We start from the raw sequence: 25,452 nt of genomic DNA, 5'->3' as shown, positions 1-25,452 counted from the left end.
GGCGGTCGACGGCCGTGTGCCGGTTTCATGGTTTCACTCGAAGCATCGGAGACATTCGATGGAGAACGAAGCGGATCAGATGACGATCGACGACGCGCTTGAAGCGGATACCGTCAACGCATTGCGCCGGCTGTTCGAAAACGATGTACCGTCAAATCCTTCCCCGCCGGCCGAACGTGCCGGATCGGCGACGCTGATCGGCGAGGTGACGGATACGCACCATCCCGATGCGATGGGGCGGGTTCGCGTGAAATGGTCGATGCAGGACGGCAACACGTGCGAGCGTTGGCTCGAATGTCTGGATGGCGTGAAACCGGGCATCGGCGATCGCGTGTTGTTGCAGTCGCCGGCGAACTGGCCCGAGTATCTGATCTCCGGCCTGCTGAGGCGGACAGGCAGCGGCGAGCCGGTCGAGCCAGTCGTCGAGCCTGCCGTCGCACTTGCGCTCGAACCGGACAAATGCGTGCAGGTGTCGGATGCGTCGGGTTGTCCGCTGTTGCAGGTGCGTGCGTCGCCGGACGGGCCGGTCGTGACGTTGCTGAACCGGAACATGAATATCGAAGTCGCCGGCAAGCTGCGGCTGAGCGCGCAGACGCTCGAACTCGAAGGCGGCCGCGGCGGCGTCGACATCCGGACGGAAGCGGACACCGTCGTGCGCAGCCGGTATGTCCGGTTGAACTGACAAGGAAGCGCGCCGTCATGCATCGCGAGTTCGCCGCCATCGAATCGTCGATCGAAGCATTCGTCGAGCAGCCCGACGATCCGACGCTGCTGCTCGAGATGACCGACAACGACGTCGTGCCCGTTCTGAAGATGCTGCAATCGCTCGATCAGCGTGTTGGCGATGCGATCTTTTTGACCTTTCCGTTCCCATGCGACGCGATCGACACGTACCTGCAACAGTGCATGGAAGCGCTCGGCCATCAGATCGACGAAGAGAACCGGGCGCGTGTCGAACGCGGCGAAACGCGCTGGCCGTTGTTGCCGCTGGCGTGCACCGACCCGAGGCGCGCGCCCGCGGAACGGCTGCGCGACGCCGTCATGCACGTTCGCACGCTGGTGCCGGAAGGCGCGAAAGTCGTTTGGGCATGGTTACCGTCGCCGTTGGGCGACACCGGCGGTTTCGCGAAGATGGTGCTGCACTTGCTGGCGCCGAACGGCTTCGACGACTGGATGGAAGGACATCGCTTCTGCATCCGCGACGATCGAAATCATTCTTGCCTGATTCCGCTCGCTCGAGAGAGAAACGCGGAGCATGTATTGATACTTCCCGTCGACTTCTCGTCCGGGAAAGCGACCCGTAACCTGGTCGACGTCGCAAACGATGCGGCGCAGCCGATCGCGCAGCGTATGGGGGTGTTGATGCAGATCGCGGCGATCGACCTCGCGCACGGCAGGCTGCCCGATGCACAGCGCAAATATCGCGCGCTCTATGCGTTTCATGCCGAGCGACAGGATGCGAGGGGCTGTGCAATGGCGTTGCACGGCCTGGGTGACGTGGCGTTGCGCCAGGGATCGCAGCGCGACGCGAAGGAGTGGTATGTGCGGTCACTGCCGGCGGCGCTCGATGGCCACAATCTGCTCGCCGTGCTCAATTCGCTGATGGCGGTCGGCAATTGCTGCAACGCACTCGGCGAACATGCGAAGGCGGCGGTCTATTTCGATCTGGCGAGTGGCGCCGCCGGCAGATTGATGCTCGTGCATACGAAGATCGAGGCGATGGAGAAGGCCGGCGTCGCGCTGCTCGCGTGCGGCAAGGCGGCGGAAGCCGCGAAGAGCTGGATCGATGCGAAGGGGTTGTGCGAGCAGTTCGGTTGCGAACGGCAACGCTGCACCATGCTCGATCGGCTCGTGTCGCTTTATGCGAAGGCCGGCCTGAAAACCGAGGCAAAAGCGTACGAGCTGGAAAAGGATCCGCTTTTCGCGGCTCGGGAACGGGGAGCTGCGGTGGCCGCTTCACACGATAGCCGGATATGAACGGGCACGGCGATGAGTGATTCGGGAAACCGGTTGATTCGTGCGTCCGATTCGTCACCGCGTGGCGAGACGCGATCAGAATCCAGGGTCGACACGTCATGCGACGCGCTTCTCAACACGGTCAAGTCGACTTGTGACCCGTTCAAGGAAACTTTCTCATCGAAGGGAAGCGCGCTGCATCACGTCAGCGAGGCCGTGAATGCGCTTGCCTCGCTGCAAGGCGCGCCGTCGCAGTTGCTCAATACCGGCATTGCGCAGATTCCGTTGCTCGACAAGATGCCGGGGATGCCAGCGGCCGTCATCGGCGCTACACATCTCGGCACGCCGCACGCGCATGATCATCCGCCGAGTGACGGGTTTCCGTTGCCGAGCATCGGCGTGACAATCGGCAGCGGCTGCCTGAGCGTGCTGATCGGAGGCATGCCGGCGGCCCGCGTGACGGATATCGGCATCGCGCCGACGTGCGGTGGCCTGACGCCTTTTTTCGACATTCAAACGGGTTCGAGCAATACGTTCATCGGTGGGATGCGTGCCGCGCGCATGGGGATCGACATGACGCGACATTGCAATCCGATGGGGCATGCGGGGAAGTCGGGGGAAGAAGCGGAGGGGGCCGCGGAGAAAGGCGAACAAGCGGCGAGCGAGGCCGCCGAGGTGTCGGGCCGGGCGCGCTGGATGGGACGGGCGGGCAAGGCGTGGAAAGTGGGCAATGCAGCCGTCGGCCCTGCGTCGGGCGCGGCGAACGCAATCGGTGACGCCAAGCACGGCGAGGCCTTGGCTGCCGCGATGATGGCCGCGCAGACTGCCGCGGACGCCGCGATGATGCTGCTCGGTAATCTGATGGGCAAGGATCCGGGCATCGAGCCGAGCATGGGCATGCTGATGGACGGCAACCCGACGGTGCTGATCGGCGGGTTCCCGATGCCCGATTCGCAGATGATGTGGCATGGGGCGAAGCACGGACTCGGGAAGAAGGTCCGAGCCCGAATAGCAGCCAGGCAGAAAGCGGCCGGCCCGTGCCGGAATGGCCATCCGGTCGATGTAGTCAGAGGCACGGCGGAGAACGAATTCGTCGACTATGAGACGAAAATCGCGCCTGCGTTCAAATGGGAACGCTACTACTGCAGCGGATGGAGTGAGCAGGGTGGTGCGCTTGGCTTTGGGTTCCGACATTGCTTTCAGCATGAGCTTCGTCTGCTGCGCACGCGGGCAATCTATGTGGATACTCTGGGCCGGGAGTATCCGTTTTGCAGAAATGCGGTGGGCCGCTATGAGGACATCTTTGCGGGCTACGAACTGCAGCAGCACGACGGGCATCGCTTCGTGCTCCGACATGGGGGGCTAGGCGACATGACTTTCGAGCGTGCGAACGAAGCTGACCGTGCGGCCAGGCTTGTGAACCATGTCCGGGACGGTATCGAGAGCACGCTGGAATATGCCCGCAACGGCGCACTTATGCGCATCGCCCAGGAGGAACGGCGTGGCCTTCGTCGGCAGTGGGTGGACTTTCGCTACGATGACCGCGGCCATGTCGTTGAGCTTTACCTCACGGATTCGCAGGGGGAGACGAAACGTATCGCCCACTACGATTACGATGCGGCTGGATGTCTGGTGGCGTTTGTCGATCCGCTCGGCGCGATGATGTCGCTCGCGTATGACGCTAGGCGCCGGATGGTCCGGGAAACGGATGCCAACGGCTACTCGTTTTTCTACAAGTACGACAGCGATGGCCGTTGCGTCGAAAGCGTAGGACAGGACGGCCTGTGGCGCGTCTTGCTCGATTATCAGCCAGGCCGCACGGTGGTCACGCAGGCCGATGGTGGCAAATGGACCTACCTGTACGACAAGGCGCGCACGGTGACGCGCATCGTGGACCCCTATGGCGGCGCGGCCGACCGCTTGACCGCCGCGGACGGCCGCATCGTCCAGGAAGTCGATGCGGGCGGACGCGTGATGCACTGGCTTTATGACGTGCGCGGGCGCAACACCGGACGAAAGGACGAGTGGGGCAACGGGTGGCCAGCGTGGGACGGAGCGCAGGCGCAGCCGAACCCCTTCACGCATCGTTTGCCAGAGACGCACCTCGGGCTGCAATGGGGTGAGTCGGGGCAACACAAGGCGTGCAGCAACGTGTTGCTGCCCGAGCCCATAGCACGGATCGCGGATGCAGTGCTCGAGCATGGCGGGACCGCGGGCGCGCCGGAGGAAGAAAGAGACGCCTGCGAACGGCTGGTGGCGCACATCGATGAGCGCGGAAAATCTGAGTACTTTCTGCGTGACGCGGCTGGCAATGTGATCGAGTACCGCGACAAGGACGGCAGGGACTACCGCTACGGCATCGCATCGTGGAACTTGTGCGTAAGCGACGAGGATCCGCTCGGAAGTATGGTGTCGTACCGTTATACGGCGCAGGAGAAGGTTTCGGCAGTTGTCGACGCAAACGGGAACGAAAGCCGGTACACCTACGATCTCAAGAACCGCATCGTCGGCGTGACGCGGCACGGGGTGGTCCGCGAGACCTACGCATATGACCATGGAGATCGCCTGCTTGAAAAGCGCGACGGCCACGGCCACTGGCTACTGCGCTTCGAGGTTGGCGACAACGGTCTTCATTGCAAGCGCGTGCTATCGAGCGGCGAAACGCACTTCTTCGAATACGACAAGCGGGGGAATTTCACAAGGGCGTCAACTGGCAGCGTTGACGTCAGGCTCGCGTACGATGCTCTGGGCCGCTGCATAGCGGACAAGCGCGACGGACGTGGTGTCGAGCACACCTACATGGGGGGGCGCCTCGCGCAGACCACGTACTTTGATCGCTTCGCGGTGCGATATGAAGCGCATGGCGACGGTGACATATCGATTCATATCCCGAACGGTGCTGTCCACCGGCTTCATCGAAGCGCCGATGGCAAGGTTCTGTTGTGTCTCGCCAACGGTACGAATCGACTTTACGGATACGACCCGCAAGGGCGATGCCGTGCACGTTTGACGTGGCCGGAAGGACGCGCGCAAGACGTCCATTGCGTGGAGTATTGCTACAGCGCAACGGGCGAGCTGCAATGTGTTGTCGATAGCCAGAACGGCAGCACTGAGTATCGATACGACGCCGCCCATCGGCTGGTGAAGGAAAGTCAGAATGGCTGGCCGGTACGGCGCTTCGAATATGACCGCGGAGGCAATCTTTTGTCGACGCCGTCGTACCCGTCTATCCAATGCGCAGAGGGAAACAGGCTGACTGCCGCGTCACGCAGTCTGTTTCGCTACGACGATCGCGACCGTCTCGCCGAGGAGGTCCGCGGGCACGATCAACGCACGGCTTACCGCTATAACAGCATGGACTTGCTGGTGGAGGTGCGGTGGAGCGACCGCAACGGGGCGTGGGCGGCAGAATACGACGGGCTCTGCCGCCGCACCACGAGGACATTCGGCGCGGATCGTATCGACTATTACTGGGACCGCGACCGGCTGGCGGCGGAATGGCGGGCGGACGGCGCGCTGCGCCTTTACGTCTACGTGGACGAGACGGCGTTGGTGCCCTTCATGTTCATCGACTACGATTCGCCAGATGCGCCGCTCGAAAGCGGCCGGGTCTATTACGTTTCTGTCAATCAAGTCGGGCTTGCCGAGCGAATCGAAGATGAAGCGCGAAAGACGGTATGGCGCGCGCACGACATCGACCCCTATGGGATGGTCGCCGTGGCTGGCGGCAACGAGATCGAATATAACCTGCGCTTTCCCGGTCATTATTATGACGCGCAAACAGGTTTGCACTATAACCGGTTCAGGACTTATAGTCCGGCGCTTGGCCGTTATTTGCAGTCGGATCCAGCAGGGCAGGCCGGCGGCGTGAATCTGTATGCGTATGCTTCCAATCCGTTGGTGGCCGTGGATATTCTGGGGCTCAGCGCATGCTGCGGCGCGCCGGGAAATAGCCATTTCGATGATTGCGAGCGTCCGGAAAGCGGCCGTGCCGTCGCCAGGCCCCCGAGTCGAAAGGCAGCGAAGAAGGCAGCCGCGGAGGCGACGAGAGACACCACGCTTCACGCTGTCGTTCTCAGCAACCTGGAGCGGGCGATCGAGTGGGCCGCCGAAATGCAGGTAAAGACCGGGGCGTGGGCGAGGCAGAGGTGCATTGCCTGTGGAGACCCTGAAGATGGAATAAGCGTACAGAACGGCCAGGCGAGCCAGCAACCCCCGGAATTGAGTCCGCGGGGCGAGCACATTTCAGGCAATGCCATGATCGCCGAGATGGAGAAGGCGGACGTAGAGCTGAAAGGGCACTACGCCGACAACGGCAAGGAAGGGCAAATCAATGCATCTCACGCGGAGTTGCTGATCGCCGTCGACAATCAATCCAGATCTGGCAACGGGAAGCCGAGTGTGATTGGCCTGTCGATGACCACATGTGGCAACTGCCGCGTAGCTTTGAGGAAGCTTGCGATACGCTCCGGCATGACCCATATCGTCGGTGACTCGGAATATGTGCGTGTTTACCACCCCGACGGATTCGTAGACATCTATGAATACGACGGCGAATATGTCGGTACCGCGCATCCAGGCCAACGTCCGTCGGCTAGTCGGCGCAAGTATGTGGGTGTCCCATGGTAGACAAGACCCACGAGCTTATTGCTCATTGCCGGGCCATGGTTGCAGCGTCTCCCACGCACCACTTGCCCCTGGAGGCGAGAAAGCGCTTGTGGGCCTCTTTTGGAGAGCCGCTGGATTGGACAGAGGTTCAGGCCGGTGCGGTTTCGGCGGGCCACTTGCGGCGTGGCAGGCTCGCGATATATGCAGTGCGCAGCGTTCTGGCGGGTTATGCGGAGGAGGAGGTGCGCAGCGGTGACGAACTCGTCAATCCTGAAGACCATCCTGCAAAGATTCTTGACGCCGCTGAACGGAGGCTGAATGGGGTTGACGATTGGACTGCAACCGGGAGAACGGCCTACCGTTACGGCAATATGCTCCAATATCTCTACGAGCTTTGGCCGGCGTATCGGGTCGCGTCGCTCATTTTGCTCGGCGCAGGTGGCGCGATTGGGGCGTGCCTCGACGATTACATAGGGTTCGAACAGAATGATGAAGGGCCAGACGCGCAGACATGTACGGCCGACATGTATGCCTGCCTCGCGTTCTGTAACGGAGTGGGCCCGTGGGATCGGGACGAAGGGCAACGTGAACTCGATACGCGCCGGGAAGCGTTCTGGCTGCAGTACCTCGCGAAGGCCTCCGAACTTGCCGCGTGATATGAACAGCCACCAGGGGTCGCGACCTCGCATCCTCAAAATAATCAATGACTTGCATCGATCTACGTTTTTGCCAGGCGCAAAGCAGAGTCCATGCCGAGTCTCACGCAGCAAGGCCGTCCAGGATGCTGGCGTACGATATTTTCCCAATTCTGAAGCGACCCCAGCTGGGTGACGCGCGGCATCAGGCCGGGCTGCTGCAGGGTCGACTCGACGCGGTCGAAACGACCAGCGCCGCTTATGTGCGGGAACTTGGAAACTTGCGGCGGCGGCTGTCAGCGGTGCCGGCACGGAATCCGGCGACCGCGGGGCATGGGCTCACGCGCGGGCGGGCTGGTGCCGCCAGGAAAGTCGTGACGCCAGCCCGCAAGGTGCGCCGATCAAAGGGGCCTGCTGAATGAAAAAGGTGCCCGCAAGACGCAAACGCCCGACCTGCCCACCGATTGGCTCGCTGATGCGGTACGGCGAGCGGACGGTGCGTGTGGTTGCAGAGGCGAGCGGTCAACGTGCAGTCATCGAGTCAATCGATGAGCAGGGCAGGAAATTGAGAAGCGGTCAAATGGATTAATCTCGTCAGCCTGACCAGCCAACTGTTCTGAACCCGACGCGTGCAGCTCGACATTTTTAACGACAGCCGCAACGTGATGCTGCGCAATGACGTCCTGTCCGCATTGCAGCAGTACGATGCGGCGCGCGCTGCAGGCCCTTGCGAACGAGTATCTGGACGACGTCGCCCTGGTGTATTTCGGGTCGATCGTCAATGCTCTCGAGGGTCGATCGACGGTACCGTTTGACCGTTACGAAGCCGCACTGCAGGCTCGCCAGGCACTATCTCACGAAGTCCAGCCGGCAGTCGCGCGTGTGTTCCCGGGGCAGACCGGGGCCACCTGGCTCGCACCGCTCTGGGCAGAACTGGCCGGGCGCGCCGCTGCGCGGCCTTTCCGCTCGGACCGTGCGGATGCGCACGCAGCGCCGCTCTTCCTGCTTGCTGCGAGGTGGGCCGAGGCGTGTGATGCGGTATTGCGCATTGCGTCCTGGCGACGGATTCCAGCGTCGCTCTGCTGGATGACGGAGGCGCGCCACCGGCTCGACGGGCTGGACGCGACTTGGCCGTTGCTGGTGGAACTTGCGTGGCTTTCGCCATCGCGGTTTGACCGGCTTTCAAGCCGGCTTGGCGATGCTTCGGTCGATGCGTTGCGGCGCACCTTCGATGCGTCGTTCGATGGCGCAGGCGACATTGGCGATCTGGCATGGTTTCCGGCGTGGGTACTCACGGAAAAGGCCGGCCTCGCACCCCTGTTCAAACAGGCAGAGCCTTCGCGACGGAATGCTCCCGAGCGGGCGGCGAAGTTGATGCTTGAACTGCTCAGCCTGGAGCGTCAGGGCCGGCATCACGAACTGCTGGAAACCCGGCGCGAACTGCAGGCGCTCAACGGGGCCGCTGTACGCCGCCTACATGAAGACGCGCTGAGAAGGTTTTGAAGACGAATCAGAGCGGCGACGCTGCGGCTTCGCAGGCGCGTTACTACGCGGCGGTGGAGCGATTGACCGCCGCTCGTTGGCGCAAAGGTGAGCACTGATGCCGATACCATCGAAGCTTCAGCCGTGGTTTGAAGCGAGGCAGCGTTTCAGGTTGAGCCATACTCATATCCAGATGGCTCGCGAACCAGGATTGAATCCCCGAAAATTCGGGTCGCTGGCTAACGAGCAGCAGGAACCGTGGAAGCGCCCCCTCGCGGAATTTATCGCGCATTGTTATCGCAAGCGCTTTGGTCGTACTACGCCAGAACACGTGCAATCTCTGGAAGAAGTCGTGAAGCGTGCGGAAGGGCGGCGCAGCGAGCGACGGGAAAGAAAAACGAACAAAGCGGTTCCACCGACAGGGCCTCAACGTAGCGATGACGGATCGAGCGAAAAGTTGCCGGACCTCTACGGACGTGGCGGCGAATAGGGTACGAAGGGAATGGGCACCGCGGCGGACGACCGTCTGAGTGGGCGACGTCGACTGGTTGCGCCCAGGCGGCTTCTACTTTTACTTCCAAAACGCTTCTACTTTCGCTTCATTGCACGGCAGCGTAATGGCTTGCGTGTGACATGCCGGTCGACGTGGTGCAGATGATTCTCGGCCACGCGTCGCTGCAGACGACGTCGATCTATGTGCGCGCCGAGCAGCAGCGCATGCTTGAGGCGCCCGCGCAGTATGACGCGGCGGATGACGACTGACGGCGACGGTGGGAGGCCCGCTGGATGATTTTCAATTATCTTGGCCGGCCATGCTGCTTAACGCTGTCTAAAACGAGGCCCAGGAAGTATTGGTGCGGCTGAACGCCTATTCTTCAAGGAATTTGCTGACGTCCCGAACAACGTCGGCGAAGCAGGACAGCCAATCGGGGGAACCGAAAATGTCGGATACCGGATCGAAACGAACGATCGGCCTGGCCCTTCAGGGGGGCGGGGCCCACGCAGCTTTCACGTGGGGCGTACTGGATCGCCTGCTGGATGAAGTGGCGAAAGGCGGGTTGTTTATCAGGGCGATCAGCGGCACCAGCGGGGGCGCGTTGAACGGCGCGGCATGCGCCTATGGTTTGCATGACAGTGCGGCGGAGGCCAAGCGATTGCTCGAGCGACTCTGGAACGCCGTCGGTGCCAGGTCGTCCTGGTACCCGTTCCTCTTCAACTCGCCGACCGCAGAGCTGGACCTGCCGCGGCGATGGAACGTTGACGCCAACCTGTTCGTGATCGGGCAGGGCATGCTTGAACAGGTCAGCTCGCCGTACCTGACGCCCTGGCTACAGGATCCGATCGGCTCGATCATGGAGCAGGTCATTCCTGATTTCGGCCGGCTCAACACGCATAACGACGACGCGCCCGACCTGTATGTCGCGGCGACCAATGTGAACCGGATGGCGCTGCGCATCTTTTGTCCCGGGGAAATCACGTCAAAGGCACTGGTGGCCTCCACGTGTTACCCGACGCTTTTCCAGGCGGTTGAAATCGGCGGCGAATTCTATTGGGATGGCGGCTACATGGCCAATCCCGCGCTCAACCCGCTCGTTGATTCCGTGAACGATCTTCTGACGGTCCTCATTGATCCACTGCAGGTGAAACACGGCCCCCCGAAGCTGCCGCGACAGATCGTCAACCGGATCAACGAGGTGAGCTTTGGCGCGTCCTGGGTGACGGAAGTCCGACAGATCGAGCTGATCAACCAGCTCATCCGGGACGGGGTGATTCCGCTTGAGGCGCCGAATGGCAAGACCTACGCTGAGAAGCGTTTTCATGTGATACGGGCTGACGACTTCATGGAAGAGATTGGCGCCGCGTCGAAGAGCACGCCGTCACCCGGATTCTTTCTCGCTTTGAGAGAGGCCGGATGGAAGGCGGGAAACGCATGGGTGCAAGATCACCTTGGCGATGTCGGCGTGAAGTCAAGTTTCGACGTGGACACGGAAGTGAAGCGCAGGCTCACTGGATCAGCAGGCACGATTCGGTCGCTGCAGCCTACAAACGGAAAGTCGTGACAACGCCTGGCCGGGGTGTCTGTTCAGCGCGTATGCACCTCGTGGCCCCTTCGCTAGCCGACTCAGCACCCAAAGCAACCGCTCAGCGGGATGATATCGTTGCGCCCACGTGACCGGATCACATAGGGTCGTCAAGCGATGCTTGCCACCGCTGTGAGCGCCACGCGAATGGGGGCTCCCTGAGGCTCGCCCAGATGGTGCAGCGCAGCGGGTCATGGCGAGCCACTGCCGTGCCGTGCAGAGACGTTGGCCGTGACGCTTCAGCGCGAAGGCTTCTCCTTCAGGCGCAATCGCTACTCGCTAAAAAAACGGGCGACAGAAAAGGCAACCGGACAATTACAGAAGAGATGTTGCTTTATCTGGAATTACCTCTATTTTTGTAGAGGAGTTCTGCACGCCTGACTCGACGCTTTGTGGCAGATTTGCGGCACAACTTCGGCCGCTGTCCGACCATGGCGGCTCAGTGCACGCGTGGCGCGACCTGTTTGCACTACACGATGGTGTACGCAGCCCTCAAGCGCGAGACGGTACGACGGACGTGATGCCGCCAACGCCGTCATCGGCAAAACCGTTGCTATCCCACTGATTCAATGCCCATAGCCGTTACCACCGGCGGAGCAGTCAAGCCCAAAGAATTTTTTGCGAAGCGGACGCGCCGTTCGTGACGTGTCTGCGGCCATCTCCGAGCGCCGCCTCCGCTTCGCTAAGAATCCTCTGCACGAGAGAACAAAAGATGAGGGGGCAGCCAGCGATTGTTATGACAATTCGTCGTATTTTGAATGCCGTTTAGTGCCTCTCTACGATGGCCCGAAGGGGTTGCGGCTTACCTGAGATCAGAACTTCAGGAGGTCATTCGATGGAAATCAAGTCAATCGTCGCTTATCAAGGACCTAATATTCATGCACATTTTCCGGTCATTCGGTACACCGTCGATCTGGGGAAGCTTGAGGAATGGCCAACCATGCGGCTTGGCCACGACTTCATTGATCGTCTGCTTGGCTATCTCCCCGGCCTTCAACAGCATGGCTGTTCCTACAATACCGCCGGCGGATTCGTGCGACGCATGTGGGAAGGCGAGGGAACCTGGCTGGGTCACGTGATGGAACACGTAGCCATCGAACTGCAGAAGGTCGCGGGTTCGGACGTGAGCTTTGGCAAGACGCGTGCAGCCGGGCCGCGGGGACACTACGACGTAGTCTATGAGTACCATGATGAAGATGTCGGTCGGCACGCCGGAAACCTGTCTCTTGCCTTGATCGAGCATCTTCTTCCTGACGAACTGAAGCCGGAGCAGAATCCTGAACAAGATTTCGACTTTGAGCATGAACTGGATGATTTCATCCGTTATGCGCGGAGTCGCGACGTGGGGCCAAGCACTGCCGCGTTGGTGAGCGCCGCTGGGAAGCGTGCAATCCCTTGTACGCGCCTGAACGGCGAGAGCCTGATTCTGCTCGGCTACGGGCGTTTCCAGAAACGGATCAAGGCGACGCTCACCAGCGAGACGCGTCAGATCGCCGTAGACCAGGCATCGGACAAGGAGGAGACCAATCGGACCCTGCATGACGCGGGCCTTCCGGTGCCGCGGCAACGAAAGGTCTATAACGCTGGCGACGCCGTCGATAGCGCCGAACGCGTCGGCTACCCGGTCGTGGTCAAGCCCTTGGACAGCAATCACGGGCAAGGCATATCAATCAGGCTTACAAGGCCAGAGCAGGTGGAACTCGCCTTTGAGAGGGCGCAAGAGTACAGCAGAGGGGTGCTCGTCGAAAGCTATATCCCGGGGTCCGATCACCGCATGCTGGTGGTCAATGGCGAATTGCTGGCGGTTGCCAGGCGCATCCCCGCTCATGTGTTGGGCGATGGGGTTCACACCGTAGAGGAGTTGGTGGAAGAGGTGAATAAGGATCCACGCCGGGGTGTGGGGCATGAAAACGTGCTCACCCGCGTGGAGCTCGACGGCGCAGCAAAACACCTCCTGGATGACGAGGGTTTTAGTCCCGGGACGGTACCCAAGCCAGGCGAGACCGTCTATTTGTGTGCCACCGCCAACCTCTCCACCGGTGGCACCGCCATCGACGTCACCGATAGCGTGCACCCGGACAACCGGGAAATGGCCGTCCGGGCGATCAGGGCCATTGGCCTGGACGTCGGTGGTGTTGATTTCATCACCACCGATATCTCCGCGTCGTATCGTGAGACCGGCGGCGCCATTTGCGAGGTGAATGCCTGCCCGGGTCTACGGATGCATCTGGCGCCGAGCGACGGCACGCCCAGGGACGTGGCCGGGCCCATCATCGACATGCTGTTTCCACCCGGTGCTCCAACGACCGTCCCCATTGCAAGCATTACCGGCACCAACGGCAAGACCACCACGTCGCGCATGCTGGCCCATATCATGAAGCTGGCGGGCTACACGGTTGGTCTGGGTACAACCGATGGCGTCTACATCGACGGACGGCTGACTGTGGAGGGCGACATGACCGGGGCGACATCCGCGCGCATAATTCTCGCGGATTCCGCTGTCGACGCCGCCGTACTGGAGACGGCCCGGGGTGGCCTGTTGCGGTGTGGTTTGGGCTATCCGGAGTGCAACGTGGCGGGCTGCCTCAACGTGACCGCCGATCACCTGGGCCTGCGTGGGGTCGAGACCGTGGAGCAGATGGCCGAGGTCAAGCGCATCGTCATCGAAGTGGCGAAGGACATGGCTGTCGTCAATGCTGACGATCCCTTATGTCTGAAGATGGCGGATCATAGCCACGCAAACCGCCTAGGCTACGTGACCATGAACCCTGCCCACCCCCTGGTCAATGAGCATATACGGGCGGGTGGGGTGGCGGTCATTCTGGAGGAAGAGATAGACGGCCACATGATCATCCTGTGGGACGGTGGTCACCGTTTTCCGTTGCTGTGGACGCACCTGATTCCGGCCACGGTGCAAGGGCTCGCTCTGCACAATGTGCAGAACGCGATGTTCGCCGCGGCGCTCGCTCGCGGTCTCGGGATCGATCTCGAGGGCATCCGCCTGGGCCTGCGCACGTTCGAAAACACCTTCCAGCAGACCCCCGGCCGCATGAACATCTATGATCAGCATCCGTTCAGGGTGATTCTGGACTATGCGCACAATCCGGCGGCCGTGAAGACCATGTGCGCTCTTGTAGACCGGCTGGGCGCCGCGCGCGCGAAGATCATTTCGCTGACGGTTCCGGGCGACCGCCGTGACGAGGACGTCCTGGAGATCGCGCGTATTGCGGCCGGACACTTCGAGCATTACATCTGCCACCGGGACTGCGACTCGCGTGGGCGGGCTCACCTCGAAGTCCCGGAGATGCTGTGCTACGCGCTGCGCGAGAACGGGGTCGGGGCAGAGCAGATCGAGGTCATCGCCGATGAGCAGGCAGCGAATCAATCGGCGCTCGAGATGGCCGGCCCTGGCGATCTGCTCCTCCTGCTGAGCGAAGACTACACGCGTGCCTGGGAGCAGATTGTGCACTTCAGGCCCAATGGGCAAGCAGGGCATGCGGCCGAGAGAAGACCAGGGCCCGTCAAGATCCGTCTGGACGATCTGGGCGGGTTCGAATGGGACAGTAGCATGGAGATCATCCGTGACGAGCGCGGCGTGCGGCTAGCGCGAGAGATCGAGGACTGAATGAGTTTTCGCCGTGGTAACGGCGACGTCCCAGGCGGTCGCAAGCCGACCTGGTAGCAGGACCCCAAGGCGGGTGAAGCATCCGATGCACACCCTTCATGAGCGTCAAGACTTAGGAGAGTCAAAATGGACGAGAGACAGAAATTTCTTCTCTACAACGATAACGAAGCCGCGCTCGATGCGTCCTCGAGACGGAGGATAGCCGTCGAAGTCGCGCTGGACCTGATACGTCACGAAGCGATGAGCGGGTCGTCGCGCAATTCTCTGGATTCCAATATGAGGCACCTCTCGGACTATGCCGATTTTATTCAGGAAGCCTTGAGAGGCAGTGAGCAGGAGGCCTTGGGAGGTAATGAGCAGGAGGCCTTGAGGGGCAGGGACCGGGACGCCTCGAGGGATCGGGACCGGGAAGCCTCGAGGGGCAGGGAGCATTAGCGGACTTGCTGCGCCTGCTTGGGGCGTAGCAGGCGCGGCGCGCAGGCTCAATGGAGCCCTGTTGCGGTCTCGGGCGCCGCATCCCGCCTGACTTGACGAGGCACCGGTCCCTCCCGTGCCTCGTCAAACAGAACGATACGGGGGTTTTGTGGTCACGCCGATCAAACCTCTCTTTGCGAGGCACATCGTCTCTGTCGATAGCAACGAGGAAGATGCGCTGTTCGTCGTCGATCCGGACCTTGGGGCGCTCGGCAAAATTGACGTTCGCACGGGATTCTTTTACGGGATTGTCAATTTCAGGAGCTTCAACGCGTTCAAAGGATCGGCTGCACTCTGTATGCGGCCGGATGGTATCGTCAATTATTCGCGTTCCAATCGGATATACGCGGTCGGGATAGAGAATGGAACGGTCCGTGACGCGATGGACATCATTACGATCGATCAGGCAGAGGATCTGGTTGGGCTGTGCTGGAAAAACGATCGGTATTATGCGGTCGACAGACGTGGCGCCCTGTTCATTCTGGATGAGGATGGCTTAATACAGGCGACCGAGGTAGGCCATGGTGTCAACGATATTACCTTGCATGGAGATCGCCTGTTTATGCTGAACGGCGCCAGCCAGGCCATTTATGTCTACAGCCTTGATGGGATTCATCTGGCGTCGCTGACCATACCGTATGAAGGGGCATCGGGAATCGCTTCCATTGAAACGTCAGATAAAGAAAATCCTGGCATCTATATATATTACAACCAGGATAGCTGGGACGTTTTCGACGACGCGAGTTCTGAATCGGGGAAACGTGGCAGTCCGAATATAACGCTCAATAAGCATGTCTCCGATGGCTTTATAGAGAGACTTGACTACAAAATAATAGAACTTGGTGAGATCGGGAGTGTCGGCCTTTCGGGAGGGTATGAAGTGAAATTGACTTATGCCGAAATGCTCAAGCCCGCCCGTGAAGTTTTGAACAGAATCGGTGGTGTCGAGATGTGCGTCAGGCTGTCGATTCCAGTCGAGACGCGAAGACAGAAGATCAAGTCAATCAGGATTATTGGCGACGTTCCGGGCGTTTTAAAAAAAGACGAAAATGGCAACGAAATCGTGGAATTCGATCTGACCGGCGTCGAGCTTGATAAAGAGCGCCGCTCCTTTGGCTATAGTGTTGTAATCGAGGTGTACGGCATACGATACAAGCTGAATGTCGCGGATGCGCCCTATCCCGACGATATCAAGACGCGCTTTCTTAAAGAAGAGTCCAGGTATGATATGGACCGGCTGGAATTAAGAGGCATTGCAGCCGAGCTGATTTCGGCTCTGCCCGACAACGAGCGCGGTAATGTGGTCAAAATTGCGAAAGCCGTGCGCGAATATATTTATAGCAGGTTGACGTACCGATACAACAACCAGTACACAAGTCCCGTCGAGACCTTGAGGGGCGGCGAAGGGACCTGTGGAAAGTACATGGAGCTGTTAATAGGATTAATGCGGCTTTGCGGGGTCGCATGCAGGCCAGTCGGAGATTTCAAGGTGCCCGAGTATAAGCTGAGATATGCGCGAGTCAACTCGGTCTGTACGCCGGATTACGATCATGCGTGGGTGGAGTTCTATGTACCCGGGCTAGGGTGGGTACCGATGGAAAGCTCATCGGACAATGCGCCAGAACGACATGAAAGGTTTTTTGGCGCGCTGTCGTGGATCTATATAGAAAACAGCAGAACAGAAAAGATGTGCGAAATATGCAAGCCCGGTTGCTGGGAAAAGGTCGATAACGATCTGATGTATTCGGACTTGTTTGTACCTGACATCCAGATCGAGGTCCTTCGGGAGGCCTCGCTGGATGAAGTGTTTCCTGACTGACGTCCGGCGGTCCGCGCCGCATGAGCACTCGGCGGTTGGGGGAAGCACGACGCTTGATCGCAAGAGGTCGCCAAGGCGGCTCACGTGATGACTTGAGAACACCCAGGCTTACCGGCGCGAATCCGAATTAGCGCTTGATGGTCGCCCTATGCGCCGCCAAATCATACAGGTCGCCCTCAACAAGGATGTCCAGGTGCAGGCCGATCACGCTGACCGGCGCATGGCGACGATCTGGATGGATCGCGGAGTGCTGGAGTTGGGACGGGTTCACAATGGTGATGCCGCCGCTGCCCACCACCTGCAGCCCGTGGTCCGGACCAATAAACGCAGCCGTGTCTTCATCCAGTCCGATACCAATGGCTAGCGGGTTGTAAGTCAAGGCCATCAGTAGACGCCCGAGCCGGTCCTGGTGACGATAGTGCTGATCGATGATCAACTGCCCGATCAGGCCCAGGCCCGGCGCCAATTCGACAATGTCCGCGCGGGGCGTCGTGCCGCTCTGTCCGGCCGCAATCATCTGCTCCGGCAGGAACGCGGCTCCCGTCGAGGTGCCGGCCACGTGGATACCCTGTGCATTCCGGTTGCGGATCTTCTGGGCCACCGAAGTGCTGCCCAGGGTCTCGGAAAGATGGACTGTCTCGCTCCCCATAAGGAATATCCCGTCGACGCTATCGAGCACTTCCAGGTCCCGCTCCGACTCGCAGTCGGCTCGGGTCCCAAATCGCAGGAGGCTGACCCGATCAACCCGCAGATCGCGGAACGCTCGTTCGTAACGATAGCCAGCGTCGGGCATCTTGGAGACCGTGGCGACGATGGCGATATGCGCACGGGAGCCGCCGCAAAGCTGCACGAAGCGGCGCAGGATGGCGGCCTTCCGTATGCGTCTTCCATCGCCGCCGATGGGGACGATAAAACCGCGTGTGCCGCCCGTGGACGCCTTTGCACGACTCAACTTTCACTCCGGGTAGAGTGCAAAATCGCGAAGTAGCCTAGGTCTCGTGCAGCCACCACGTGATCCGCGTGTTCCGCCGGCAGCACTGCTGCTGGCGGGCTCGCATCAGCTGGCGTCTATGGTTTCTGCCGTCCCAGTCGCTGGTGCCTCGTACGATTATATCGGCAAGCGGATCGCGGCAGACGCGCGCTGCCCGGTTCGTGAATGAAGCGGGTTCTGCTTTCTAACCGGTCAGCTCAAGGCAGCGGCGGTCAATTCGCAGGCGGCGTTGCTTTTCGCGGACAAGATACCGCCTGAGAGGGTGTGTGTTGCGAGATCGTACGTATTGCCTTCGACAAGGATATGCAGACGTACTCCTGTCAGTCCTACCGGGTCGTCGTGGCGAACCGGCTTTGCAGCCGAATTGCGCAGATTCGACCCGTCGATGATGGTGACGCTACCGGTGCCGACCACCTCCAGCGTGTCGTCCGGACCGATGAACGCGGCCGTATCCTCATCCAGCCCGATGCCCGCCCCGAATGGGATAGAGGCCACCGCCGCGAGCAGGCGCCCGAGTCGATCGCGCTGGCTGAAGTGCTGGTCGATCACAAAGCGGCTGATGAAACCTAGGCCCGGCGCCAGATCGACCATCCCGGCGCGAGGCGTGGCACCGCTCTTGCCGCCGGCGATCATCGCGGCGGACATGGCGGAGGCTCCAGCGGAGGTGCCCGCTACGTGCATACCGTGTGCGTTGCGGCGCCGCAGCTTGTCCGAGGCCGACGTGTCGATCAGCATCTCGGCGAGGCGTACCTGGTCGCCCCCGGTCATGAAGACACCGTCAGCGTGATCGAGCACCTTCAGATATTTGTCGGACTCGCAGTCGGCGCGGGACTTGAATGGCAGGATACTGACCCGGTCAGCCCCGAGATCGCGGAACACAGTCTCGTAGAGATCCCCCGTATCGTCCAGTGAAGAGGCCGTCGGGATGACTGCAATGTGCGCGCGTGACCCACCACAAAGCTTGACGAAACGACGCAGGATAACCGGGTTCTGGACCCGATTTTCCTTGCCGCCGATGGGGATAATGAATCCTCGCGTAGCACCGTTCAGCGATTTTCCGGGGCGCATCATTCACTCCTTCCAGATTGGTACTTCCCTTCCTGTGAGCATCGTAACAGCAAAAAACGCGCCAATGTTTCCTTGACGAGGGCTCGCGCGGGCGGTGCCGGCCGCAATGAGAAGAAACTCGCCGAGACTTCAGACTGGCAGGGCGCGGGAAGGGTGCGTGCACCTATTGCGCGCATATTCGAACCGATATGGTGCAACATTGACGTGCAACTCGACGCCGATCCACCGAGGATCGTGATCATCGAGACCCGGTTCCGAAAGTTGAGGATCCTGCCATTGCACCCGACGACAGCTGTCAAACGAACAAAAGTTGGTACGAAATTGCTATTAAGGTTGAGACTTTCGGGATTCAGAGGGCGCGTCGCAAGAGGAGGCCTTGAGTGCCAAGGCTTTGCGGCCAATTGACGTAAAGATGCAACCCCGTGCCAGGGACGCAGATGCATGCGCCGGCGCGAAGCGCCGGTCATTCGCCGGGTAGGTGACATGCAGATGCGGAAAAGTTGCGGGCGTCGCATGCATTCACTGCCGCATCACCTGACGTACATCGACTCGATTGCCGCACTCCGCCACGAGCCGTCTGCCCGGAAGCTGGTCTCCATCAACTCAAAGTCAGCCGCACCGTGAATCGATGGAGCGCGCGGGTATACAGGTCAGGGTCCCCGTGATAACCGGTGGGGAGCCTTGCGGCACGCAATCGTCGGGTCCATTCGCAGTCAGTCGTTGTCGGGCGTTTCACTTGAAAAAAGAGCGCGACCGGCACCGCGTCATTAAGGGGTGCCGTCAAGATTCGAACGACAATGTCCGTCAGTCGCGTTGCACAATGAATGAAATCAGTGGCTTGGCATTCGACAATGATGCACGGCCAAACTCGGAATGCAGAATTTGTTGCAATCCTTATGCAGCCGGGCTTTCCGGAACGCTAGCGTGCGTAAGCGTCCGAATCTCGACGGCACCTCATGTGGCGCGCCGCTGGCGCATCGGCCCGGTCGCCGGTCAGGCCATCGCGCAGACAGACTGCGGCGCGGCCGGATTGCAGGTATTGGCGTGACGAATCAACTGCGTCGCACAAGCGGGTGTATGGCAGGGCGATACCGGACGCCCTTACTTGGCGCTCGTCGACTTCTCTGAACCACTACCGGTCTGGGCTGTCCCGATCGGGGGCAGCGCATCGTTCATCGACGGCAGTGTCTCCTTTGGCGGCGTAACGGCCTCAGCGGGGGCCGACTTCAGGTAATGCTCGACTAGCGCAAAGAAACGGTCATAGAACACGCCGGCAGGAATCGTCTCGCTCGCAACCTTCACCATCGCGTCGTCGCTCGAACCGATCGGCAGTGACAGCGATCCGAACACGCTCAGGCCGACGCTCGCCGATGTGTTGCTTTTCTTCAGCGCGTAGCGATCCTGCACCGCATTCACATACGCGGTGCTGTTGCTACTGTTGGGGTCGTCGGATGTGCAGACCACATGGATTTCGATCACCGCGTGCGAATCGCTGGTGGGTTGGAAATTCTTCGTGCCGTCGACCGAATCGGGACTCGTCGAACTGGCGATATACCCTTGGCTAAGCAGCGCACGGCGCGCGGCTTCGCAAGCGGGAGCCGCCTTCGCTGCGAACTTGTGCGCGTAGGGGCTGTTGCCTGCGTCGAATTGTTCTTGCTGGTAAAGCGGCTTCGGCGTCGAGCAGGCGGACAGTGCGCTTGCAAGCGCAAGCACGAGAGCCGCGGAGGACAGGCTGAACTGGGTATGCATGGCTGAATGTGTTGGATCGGCTCGAGCGGAGAAGGGGTCCGATGGTGCGGGTCCACGACGCCCGTTGCTCTTGCGCGACATGAGAGGGACACATCATGCGGCCGATCCGAAAGTGAATTGGCGCGCCCATTATAGTTTCCTTTTGCTACAACAAGGTTTGACCAGTTCCAGCGGGTTGACAGTGACATTAAGAAGGGCCGGCCCCGGTTGGGACAACCGCTCCTTCACGGCTAGCGGGTATGACGAACTCGATGCCCTTGACTTTCTGCAGCAGCGATAGCGGCTTCGAGAAGAACGGCTCATTGATCTCCGACATCTTCGCAGTGCGCAGCCCTCGCTGCGTTCCGCAACTGTTGTGCAGGCCGACCTTATGTGGAAACTCGGCCCACGGAAGCGCGTCGACCTTCAGCACGTCGTGCAGGGACTCGACCAGCTCATACGTGTTGGCACGCACAGCCCGGCTTTCCGCACTCGGTTCGACTGCCGTTATGTGATCGCGCACGGGGTGCACGCAGCTGCCGTCGGCGCAACGATGTAGTCATACAAGGTAAGCACGACGTTCATCAGTAGTGACCCGAAGTCAGGTCGACCTTCCCTTTGAACACGTTATAGCTATAGACCGTGTAGATCAGCATCAACGGGTAGACGAACAATCCCGCGCCCCAGAACATGAAAGAGAGGCTGGCATGCGGCCCCGCCGCCTGGGTGATCGTGAGCGAGAACGGGACCATGTACGGCCAGAACGAAATCGCCAGCATCGCGTAGGCACAGATGAACAGCAGCACGATCATGAGAAACGGCTGGTTGTCCCGACGCTGTCTGACTCCAGTCAGGGTGCCCGCGATTGCGCATAGGGCGAACAGTGGCACAAGAAAAAGATAGGGACGGTCGAGCCAGCGGTGCATGATCGCAAGGCTTTCATGAAGTGCATGAAAGAACAGCACGATCAGCAGGACGAGCACTACCCAAAGCAACGGCACAATCGCACGATACGCAGCGTCGCGCGCGTTGGCTTCGCATCTCTTGACCACCCAGCTCGCGCCAAGCAGAGCGTAGCCGGCGCATAGCGCTACACCGCACAGTACCGAGAATCCGCTGCACCACGTCATGACGTCGCCCGCAAAGCGGCCATTGACGACCGGCAGCCCTTTGACCAGTGCGCCGACCATTGCGCCTTGCATGAACGCGGCGACGACCGAACCCACCACGAAGCCCACGTTCCAGATCACCCGCGTACGGCGCGCCGTACCACGAAACTCGAAGGCGACGCCGCGAAAGATCAGGCCGGTGAGCATCAGGATCACGGGCACGTAGAACGCGGAGACCAGCAACGAGTAGACCGGCGAGAATGCGCCCCACAACACCACGCCGGCCACGATCAGCCAGGTTTCATTGCCATCCCACAGTGGCGACACGGCGGCGAGCATATGAGCCCGGCGCGTTTCGTCCCGGGTCAGGCCGAACAGCATGCCGACACCGAGGTCGAAACCGTCGAGCAACACGTATAGCAACATGCTAAGGGCGAGTATCAGCGACCAGTAGAGGATCATTTGCACGTCTCCGGGATCATTTGACCGTCGACGGCAGATCCGTCGCCGCCGAAAGCGGACGGTTCGGCAAGGCGGCAGGCGGGCTATGCAGTGGGTCCTGGACGGGGCCGCCTTTGAGCAACTTATAGATGTAGTAGGTGCCGAAGGCAAAGATGAAGACGTAGGTAGAACAGAACACGAATAGCGAACCCGCGACCGCACGTGGCGTCAGAAACGGCGTGAGGGCGTCCGCGGTGCGCAGCAACCCGTAGACGGTCCAGGGTTGCCGCCCCACCTCGGCGGTGAACCAGCCGGTGAGGGTCGCGATGAACGGCAGCGGAAAACATAGAAATACCGTCCACAACAGCGCACGCCGCTGCAGCAAACGCTCCTTGAGCGACAGCAGGGTGCCGCCCCAGGCAACGAGCAGCATGAGGAGACCGCACCCCACCATGACCCTGAACGTGAAGAAAGGGATGGCGATCGGCGGACGCTCGCTGCGCGCGAAGTCAGTCAGCCCGACCTCCTTCGAATCGAGGCTCATCGATGCAATCATGCTGCCGAGCACCGGTATCGAGATTGCGTAGTCGTTTTTTTCGTGTGCTGCGTCGGGCCATGCAAGCAGAACTTCGGACGCAGGCTGTTCGTCATGCCACCGTGCCTCGATCGTTGCGAACTTGATCGGCTGGTAGCGATGTACGTAATCGCCCACCAGGTGACCGAACAGCAACTGGACCGGCACCAGGATCGCGGCAAGAAAAAGACCCATCCGCAGCATCACGCGACCTTCGGCATGACACATTCCGCGCAGCATGTACCACGCACCTGTCGCCGCGACACAGAACGCGCCGGTGACATAAGCCGCGAGCAACATATGAGGAAACCGCACCCATACCACCGGACTGAAGATGATCTTCGCCCAGTCGTCCGGCACATAGACGCCATTCTGGATCGTGTACCCCACCGGATATTGCATCCAGCTGTTGTTCACCATGATCCAGAACGCCGAGAGCGTTGTGCCGAGCGCGACCATCGCCGCCGAGAAGAGATAGAGTCCCGGCTTCACCCTGTTCCTGCCGAACAGCAGCACACCGAAGAAAGACGCCTCGAGCATGAAGGCCGTGAAGGTCTCATAGGACAGCAGCGGTCCCTGAATCGGCCCCGAAAGCCGTGACAGTTCGCTCCAGTTCGTGCCGAACTCGAAGGCCAGCACGATTCCGGAGACCACGCCCATACCGAAAGCGATCCCGAAGATCTTCAGCCAGAAGTCGAAGACGCGGCGGTACACGGGCCGTCTGGTAATCAGATGCAGCGTTTCCAGTACCGTCAGCCACGCAGTCAGACCAATGGTGAAAGACGGAAAGATGATGTGAAACGATACCGTAAAGGCGAACTGCAATCGCGACAGCATGAGCGCAGTAGTGTCCATATCGCTCCCTCGCGACAAAGGTTGGTTTGCGCAACCAGGACGAGTTGCTGAATCGGTTGCCGTGAATTGCCCGGCAGGACGTTCATCAGGCTCACGGTCACATCGAGGTCCGCAGTGCAATCACCAGGCCGTAGTGACTGAACTGAACGGTTCATGCTTCAAGGTGCTTGATGATAGTTGGCGGGGCGAAGGACTGCTATTACCTGAACCAGGAATCAGCCCAGCGAGGCCATTGGCGTTCGACGCTTGTTGAGCAACGAGGACAGCGAATCAAGACGACCTGTGCGCAATGACGATTGGCTGCCTCGGCAAACAGATTGAGTGTGTCGCCCACGATGTCATAGCAGCGCTTTACACCCGCTTGTTCGAGGACTTCGACAATGATTTCCGTAATTTTCTTGCCCATGTACGTCTCCGACACGTGAGGTGATGGGATGGATGCCCTGTGGGATACGCGCAGGATTCAGGTTCGCGCATCGGGCTGCTTCAGTACGTAGCGTGACAGTGGTGTGGTTTTGCTGTTTTCTGGTACGAACGGTAACTTTCCGTTTCGCACGATGATTCTTCGCCGCCAGGAGTTTGTTGAAATCGCTTCCCTGGTCCGCACCGCATGCCCTTTACGCGATGCGCGCATCAGCATGCAATTGCACAATTTCATGTAAACGCGAAAGCTCTCGTCAGGCGAGTGCACTGGTGATGCAGGTATCCGACACGGCGCATCGCGGCCCAGGCGGGACGTTCAGCCGCAGCGGAAGTGATCGATGCTCTGGCCCGCCGCCACTGCGCGGCATAGCCACTCGGGCATCTCGCCGAGACCTGTCCACGTGTTGCCGTTTGCATCGCGATAGCGAACCATCTGATCATCCTCGACATCGCGATTGAGCGCGTGTTCCAGCGCTTCGATCGTGATCTCGGATTCCATCATGCGACGCCTGAGCCAACAGATCAGGCGCTCGCGCGCTTCTCCTTCAAGACGCTCAATGAACGTCGACATAGGTCGCTCCCGGGCGTGAATTTTATTGTGCGGATCAAAGGGTGTGGGCGACGGCTTTTGACCTGACATGCCGTTCGCGCGCGCCCCTTTTATGGATATCGCGCATCAAGGATTTGATCCGCTCGATGAGGTCGCTGCGCGGAAAGAGGTTGGGTTGCGTCGTGCATGACGGTCTTGTCGGGTGAATGTGTTATCGATGTTGCAAATGTAGCGGCTTCGCCCTAAGCGTCGTTTAGCGAAGGCACGCTCGACTTCCAATACGCACGACGGGCAGCGGCAGGCAGGCGAACTCGACACAGCACCCGGGGCTGCGACATGTGCAACCTCGTCGCACGAAAGGAGTCCCGCTGCGCGGTCACTATCCGGGCCCGGGCCCGGGCGCGCAGCGACTGCGCCCAGCAAGGCCGCATATGGGTGGGCAGTCTGTCCCGCGGCTTTTCCGCCTGTTTTACGACTCTCCCGGCCTTACCCTATACACACATATGATTTTCGCGGCAGGGGTTTTTCCATAAGATGGGAATACCTGAACGACGGGCGAAACAACATCGTGCCGCCGTAACCGCATGTATGGCAGAGGATAAGTCGCTTGCATATCCATCGGATAGTTTCAATCATCGACGACGACGAATCCGTCCGCATCGCCACATCGAGCCTGGTTCGTTCACTCGGTTGGGACGTCCGGCTCTATGCGTCCGCCGAAGATTTCCTCGACTCCGGCCAGATCAGCGATGTCGCGTGTATCATCTCCGATGTGCAGATGCCCGGCATGACTGGGCTCGAGATGCAGCGGCGCCTGCTCGACGGCGGGATTACGCTGCCCATCATCTTTATCTCCGCTTTCGCATCGGAAAAGGTGCGTCGCCAGGCGCTGGGCGGCGGAGCGATATGCGTGCTGAGCAAACCTGTCGATGGCGTGGCCGTGTCGCGTTGCCTCGAAAGGCTCCAGGCCAAAGGTGACGAGCTTCACTGAAGCCCGCTCGCAGCGGGCCTTGATTGTTGGATATTGAAAGAT

General features: G+C 60.3%; 19 protein-coding genes and 2 pseudogenes. 13 read left to right on the top strand and 8 right to left on the bottom strand.

Annotation, left to right across the window (positions count from 1 at the left end):
• The first annotated feature begins 58 nt into the window (after positions 1-58).
• From AC3WOG_RS10580 to AC3WOG_RS10525, 12 genes and pseudogenes are all read left to right on the top strand, one after another.
• Positions 59-682 (top strand): hypothetical protein, encoded by a 624-nt coding sequence (locus AC3WOG_RS10580; RefSeq protein ID WP_492577938.1) that lies wholly within the window; start codon positions 59-61, stop codon positions 680-682.
• Positions 683-699: 17 nt separating this feature from the next.
• On the top strand, positions 700-1,977 hold the full coding sequence (locus tag AC3WOG_RS10575; protein WP_492577937.1) for a hypothetical protein: 1,278 nt from the start codon (positions 700-702) through the stop codon (positions 1,975-1,977).
• A gap of 12 nt (positions 1,978-1,989) precedes the next feature.
• A pseudogene (locus tag AC3WOG_RS10570) lies at positions 1,990-2,463 on the top strand (PAAR domain-containing protein); the annotation flags it as partial.
• Positions 2,464-2,763: 300 nt separating this feature from the next.
• Complete coding sequence (locus AC3WOG_RS10565; protein ID WP_492579768.1) at positions 2,764-6,585, top strand: RHS repeat-associated core domain-containing protein; 3,822 nt, start codon at positions 2,764-2,766, stop codon at positions 6,583-6,585.
• Positions 6,579-7,220, top strand: coding sequence for an Imm5 family immunity protein (locus tag AC3WOG_RS10560; protein ID WP_492577936.1), 642 nt, complete (start codon positions 6,579-6,581; stop codon positions 7,218-7,220). Before AC3WOG_RS10565 ends, AC3WOG_RS10560 begins: the two co-directional genes overlap by 7 nt.
• Positions 7,221-7,904: 684 nt before the next feature.
• Positions 7,905-8,702: a hypothetical protein gene (locus tag AC3WOG_RS10555; RefSeq protein ID WP_492577935.1), complete on the top strand. Its 798-nt coding sequence runs from the start codon at positions 7,905-7,907 to the stop codon at positions 8,700-8,702.
• A gap of 97 nt (positions 8,703-8,799) precedes the next feature.
• Positions 8,800-9,171, top strand: coding sequence for a hypothetical protein (locus AC3WOG_RS10550; protein ID WP_492577934.1), 372 nt, complete (start codon positions 8,800-8,802; stop codon positions 9,169-9,171).
• 143 nt (positions 9,172-9,314) lie between these two features.
• The gene (locus AC3WOG_RS10545; RefSeq protein WP_492577932.1) at positions 9,315-9,443 is read left to right on the top strand and encodes a hypothetical protein; all 129 of its coding nucleotides are present in this window, start codon (positions 9,315-9,317) and stop codon (positions 9,441-9,443) included.
• A gap of 179 nt (positions 9,444-9,622) precedes the next feature.
• Entirely contained in the window at positions 9,623-10,741 is a 1,119-nt protein-coding gene (locus AC3WOG_RS10540; protein WP_492577931.1) for a patatin-like phospholipase family protein, read from the top strand.
• Between the two features lie 856 nt (positions 10,742-11,597).
• Positions 11,598-14,387 carry a cyanophycin synthetase gene (cphA, locus tag AC3WOG_RS10535; protein WP_492577930.1) on the top strand — a complete coding sequence of 930 codons (2,790 nt, stop codon included), beginning with the start codon at positions 11,598-11,600 and terminating at the stop codon, positions 14,385-14,387.
• Between the two features lie 126 nt (positions 14,388-14,513).
• Entirely contained in the window at positions 14,514-14,822 is a 309-nt protein-coding gene (locus AC3WOG_RS10530; protein WP_492577929.1) for a hypothetical protein, read from the top strand.
• 148 nt (positions 14,823-14,970) lie between these two features.
• Positions 14,971-16,680: a transglutaminase-like domain-containing protein gene (locus AC3WOG_RS10525; RefSeq protein ID WP_492577928.1), complete on the top strand. Its 1,710-nt coding sequence runs from the start codon at positions 14,971-14,973 to the stop codon at positions 16,678-16,680.
• A gap of 127 nt (positions 16,681-16,807) precedes the next feature.
• Here AC3WOG_RS10525 and AC3WOG_RS10520 read toward each other — a convergent pair whose 3' ends face one another.
• The 8 genes and pseudogenes from AC3WOG_RS10520 to AC3WOG_RS10485 all read right to left on the bottom strand — a co-directional run bounded on the left by AC3WOG_RS10520 (position 16,808) and on the right by AC3WOG_RS10485 (position 24,440).
• Positions 16,808-17,632: a cyanophycinase gene (locus AC3WOG_RS10520; RefSeq protein WP_492577927.1), complete on the bottom strand. Its 825-nt coding sequence runs from the start codon at positions 17,630-17,632 to the stop codon at positions 16,808-16,810.
• A 231-nt stretch (positions 17,633-17,863) separates the two neighbouring features.
• Complete coding sequence (locus tag AC3WOG_RS10515) at positions 17,864-18,742, bottom strand: cyanophycinase (RefSeq protein ID WP_492577926.1); 879 nt, start codon at positions 18,740-18,742, stop codon at positions 17,864-17,866.
• A gap of 1,209 nt (positions 18,743-19,951) precedes the next feature.
• Positions 19,952-20,488: pseudogene (locus AC3WOG_RS10510) on the bottom strand (DUF2242 domain-containing protein); the annotation flags it as partial.
• A 187-nt stretch (positions 20,489-20,675) separates the two neighbouring features.
• Positions 20,676-20,942: a hypothetical protein gene (locus AC3WOG_RS10505; protein WP_492577924.1), complete on the bottom strand. Its 267-nt coding sequence runs from the start codon at positions 20,940-20,942 to the stop codon at positions 20,676-20,678.
• Between the two features lie 109 nt (positions 20,943-21,051).
• Positions 21,052-22,038, bottom strand: a complete 987-nt coding sequence (locus AC3WOG_RS10500) for a cytochrome d ubiquinol oxidase subunit II (protein WP_492577923.1) — start codon at positions 22,036-22,038, stop codon at positions 21,052-21,054.
• 16 nt (positions 22,039-22,054) lie between these two features.
• Positions 22,055-23,446 (bottom strand): cytochrome ubiquinol oxidase subunit I, encoded by a 1,392-nt coding sequence (locus tag AC3WOG_RS10495; RefSeq protein ID WP_492577922.1) that lies wholly within the window; start codon positions 23,444-23,446, stop codon positions 22,055-22,057.
• Positions 23,447-23,645: 199 nt separating this feature from the next.
• Positions 23,646-23,852 carry a hypothetical protein gene (locus AC3WOG_RS10490; protein ID WP_492577920.1) on the bottom strand — a complete coding sequence of 69 codons (207 nt, stop codon included), beginning with the start codon at positions 23,850-23,852 and terminating at the stop codon, positions 23,646-23,648.
• 333 nt (positions 23,853-24,185) lie between these two features.
• On the bottom strand, positions 24,186-24,440 hold the full coding sequence (locus AC3WOG_RS10485) for an H-NS family nucleoid-associated regulatory protein (protein ID WP_492577919.1): 255 nt from the start codon (positions 24,438-24,440) through the stop codon (positions 24,186-24,188).
• A 586-nt stretch (positions 24,441-25,026) separates the two neighbouring features.
• On the opposite strand from AC3WOG_RS10485, the gene AC3WOG_RS10480 reads away from it, so the two are divergent.
• Entirely contained in the window at positions 25,027-25,410 is a 384-nt protein-coding gene (locus AC3WOG_RS10480) for a response regulator transcription factor (RefSeq protein WP_492577918.1), read from the top strand.
• Positions 25,411-25,452: the final 42 nt, after the last annotated feature.

The sequence above is a fragment of the Paraburkholderia sp. FW306-02-B genome (genome assembly GCF_058782725.1).
This window is presented reverse-complemented; position numbering and strand designations above follow the sequence as displayed.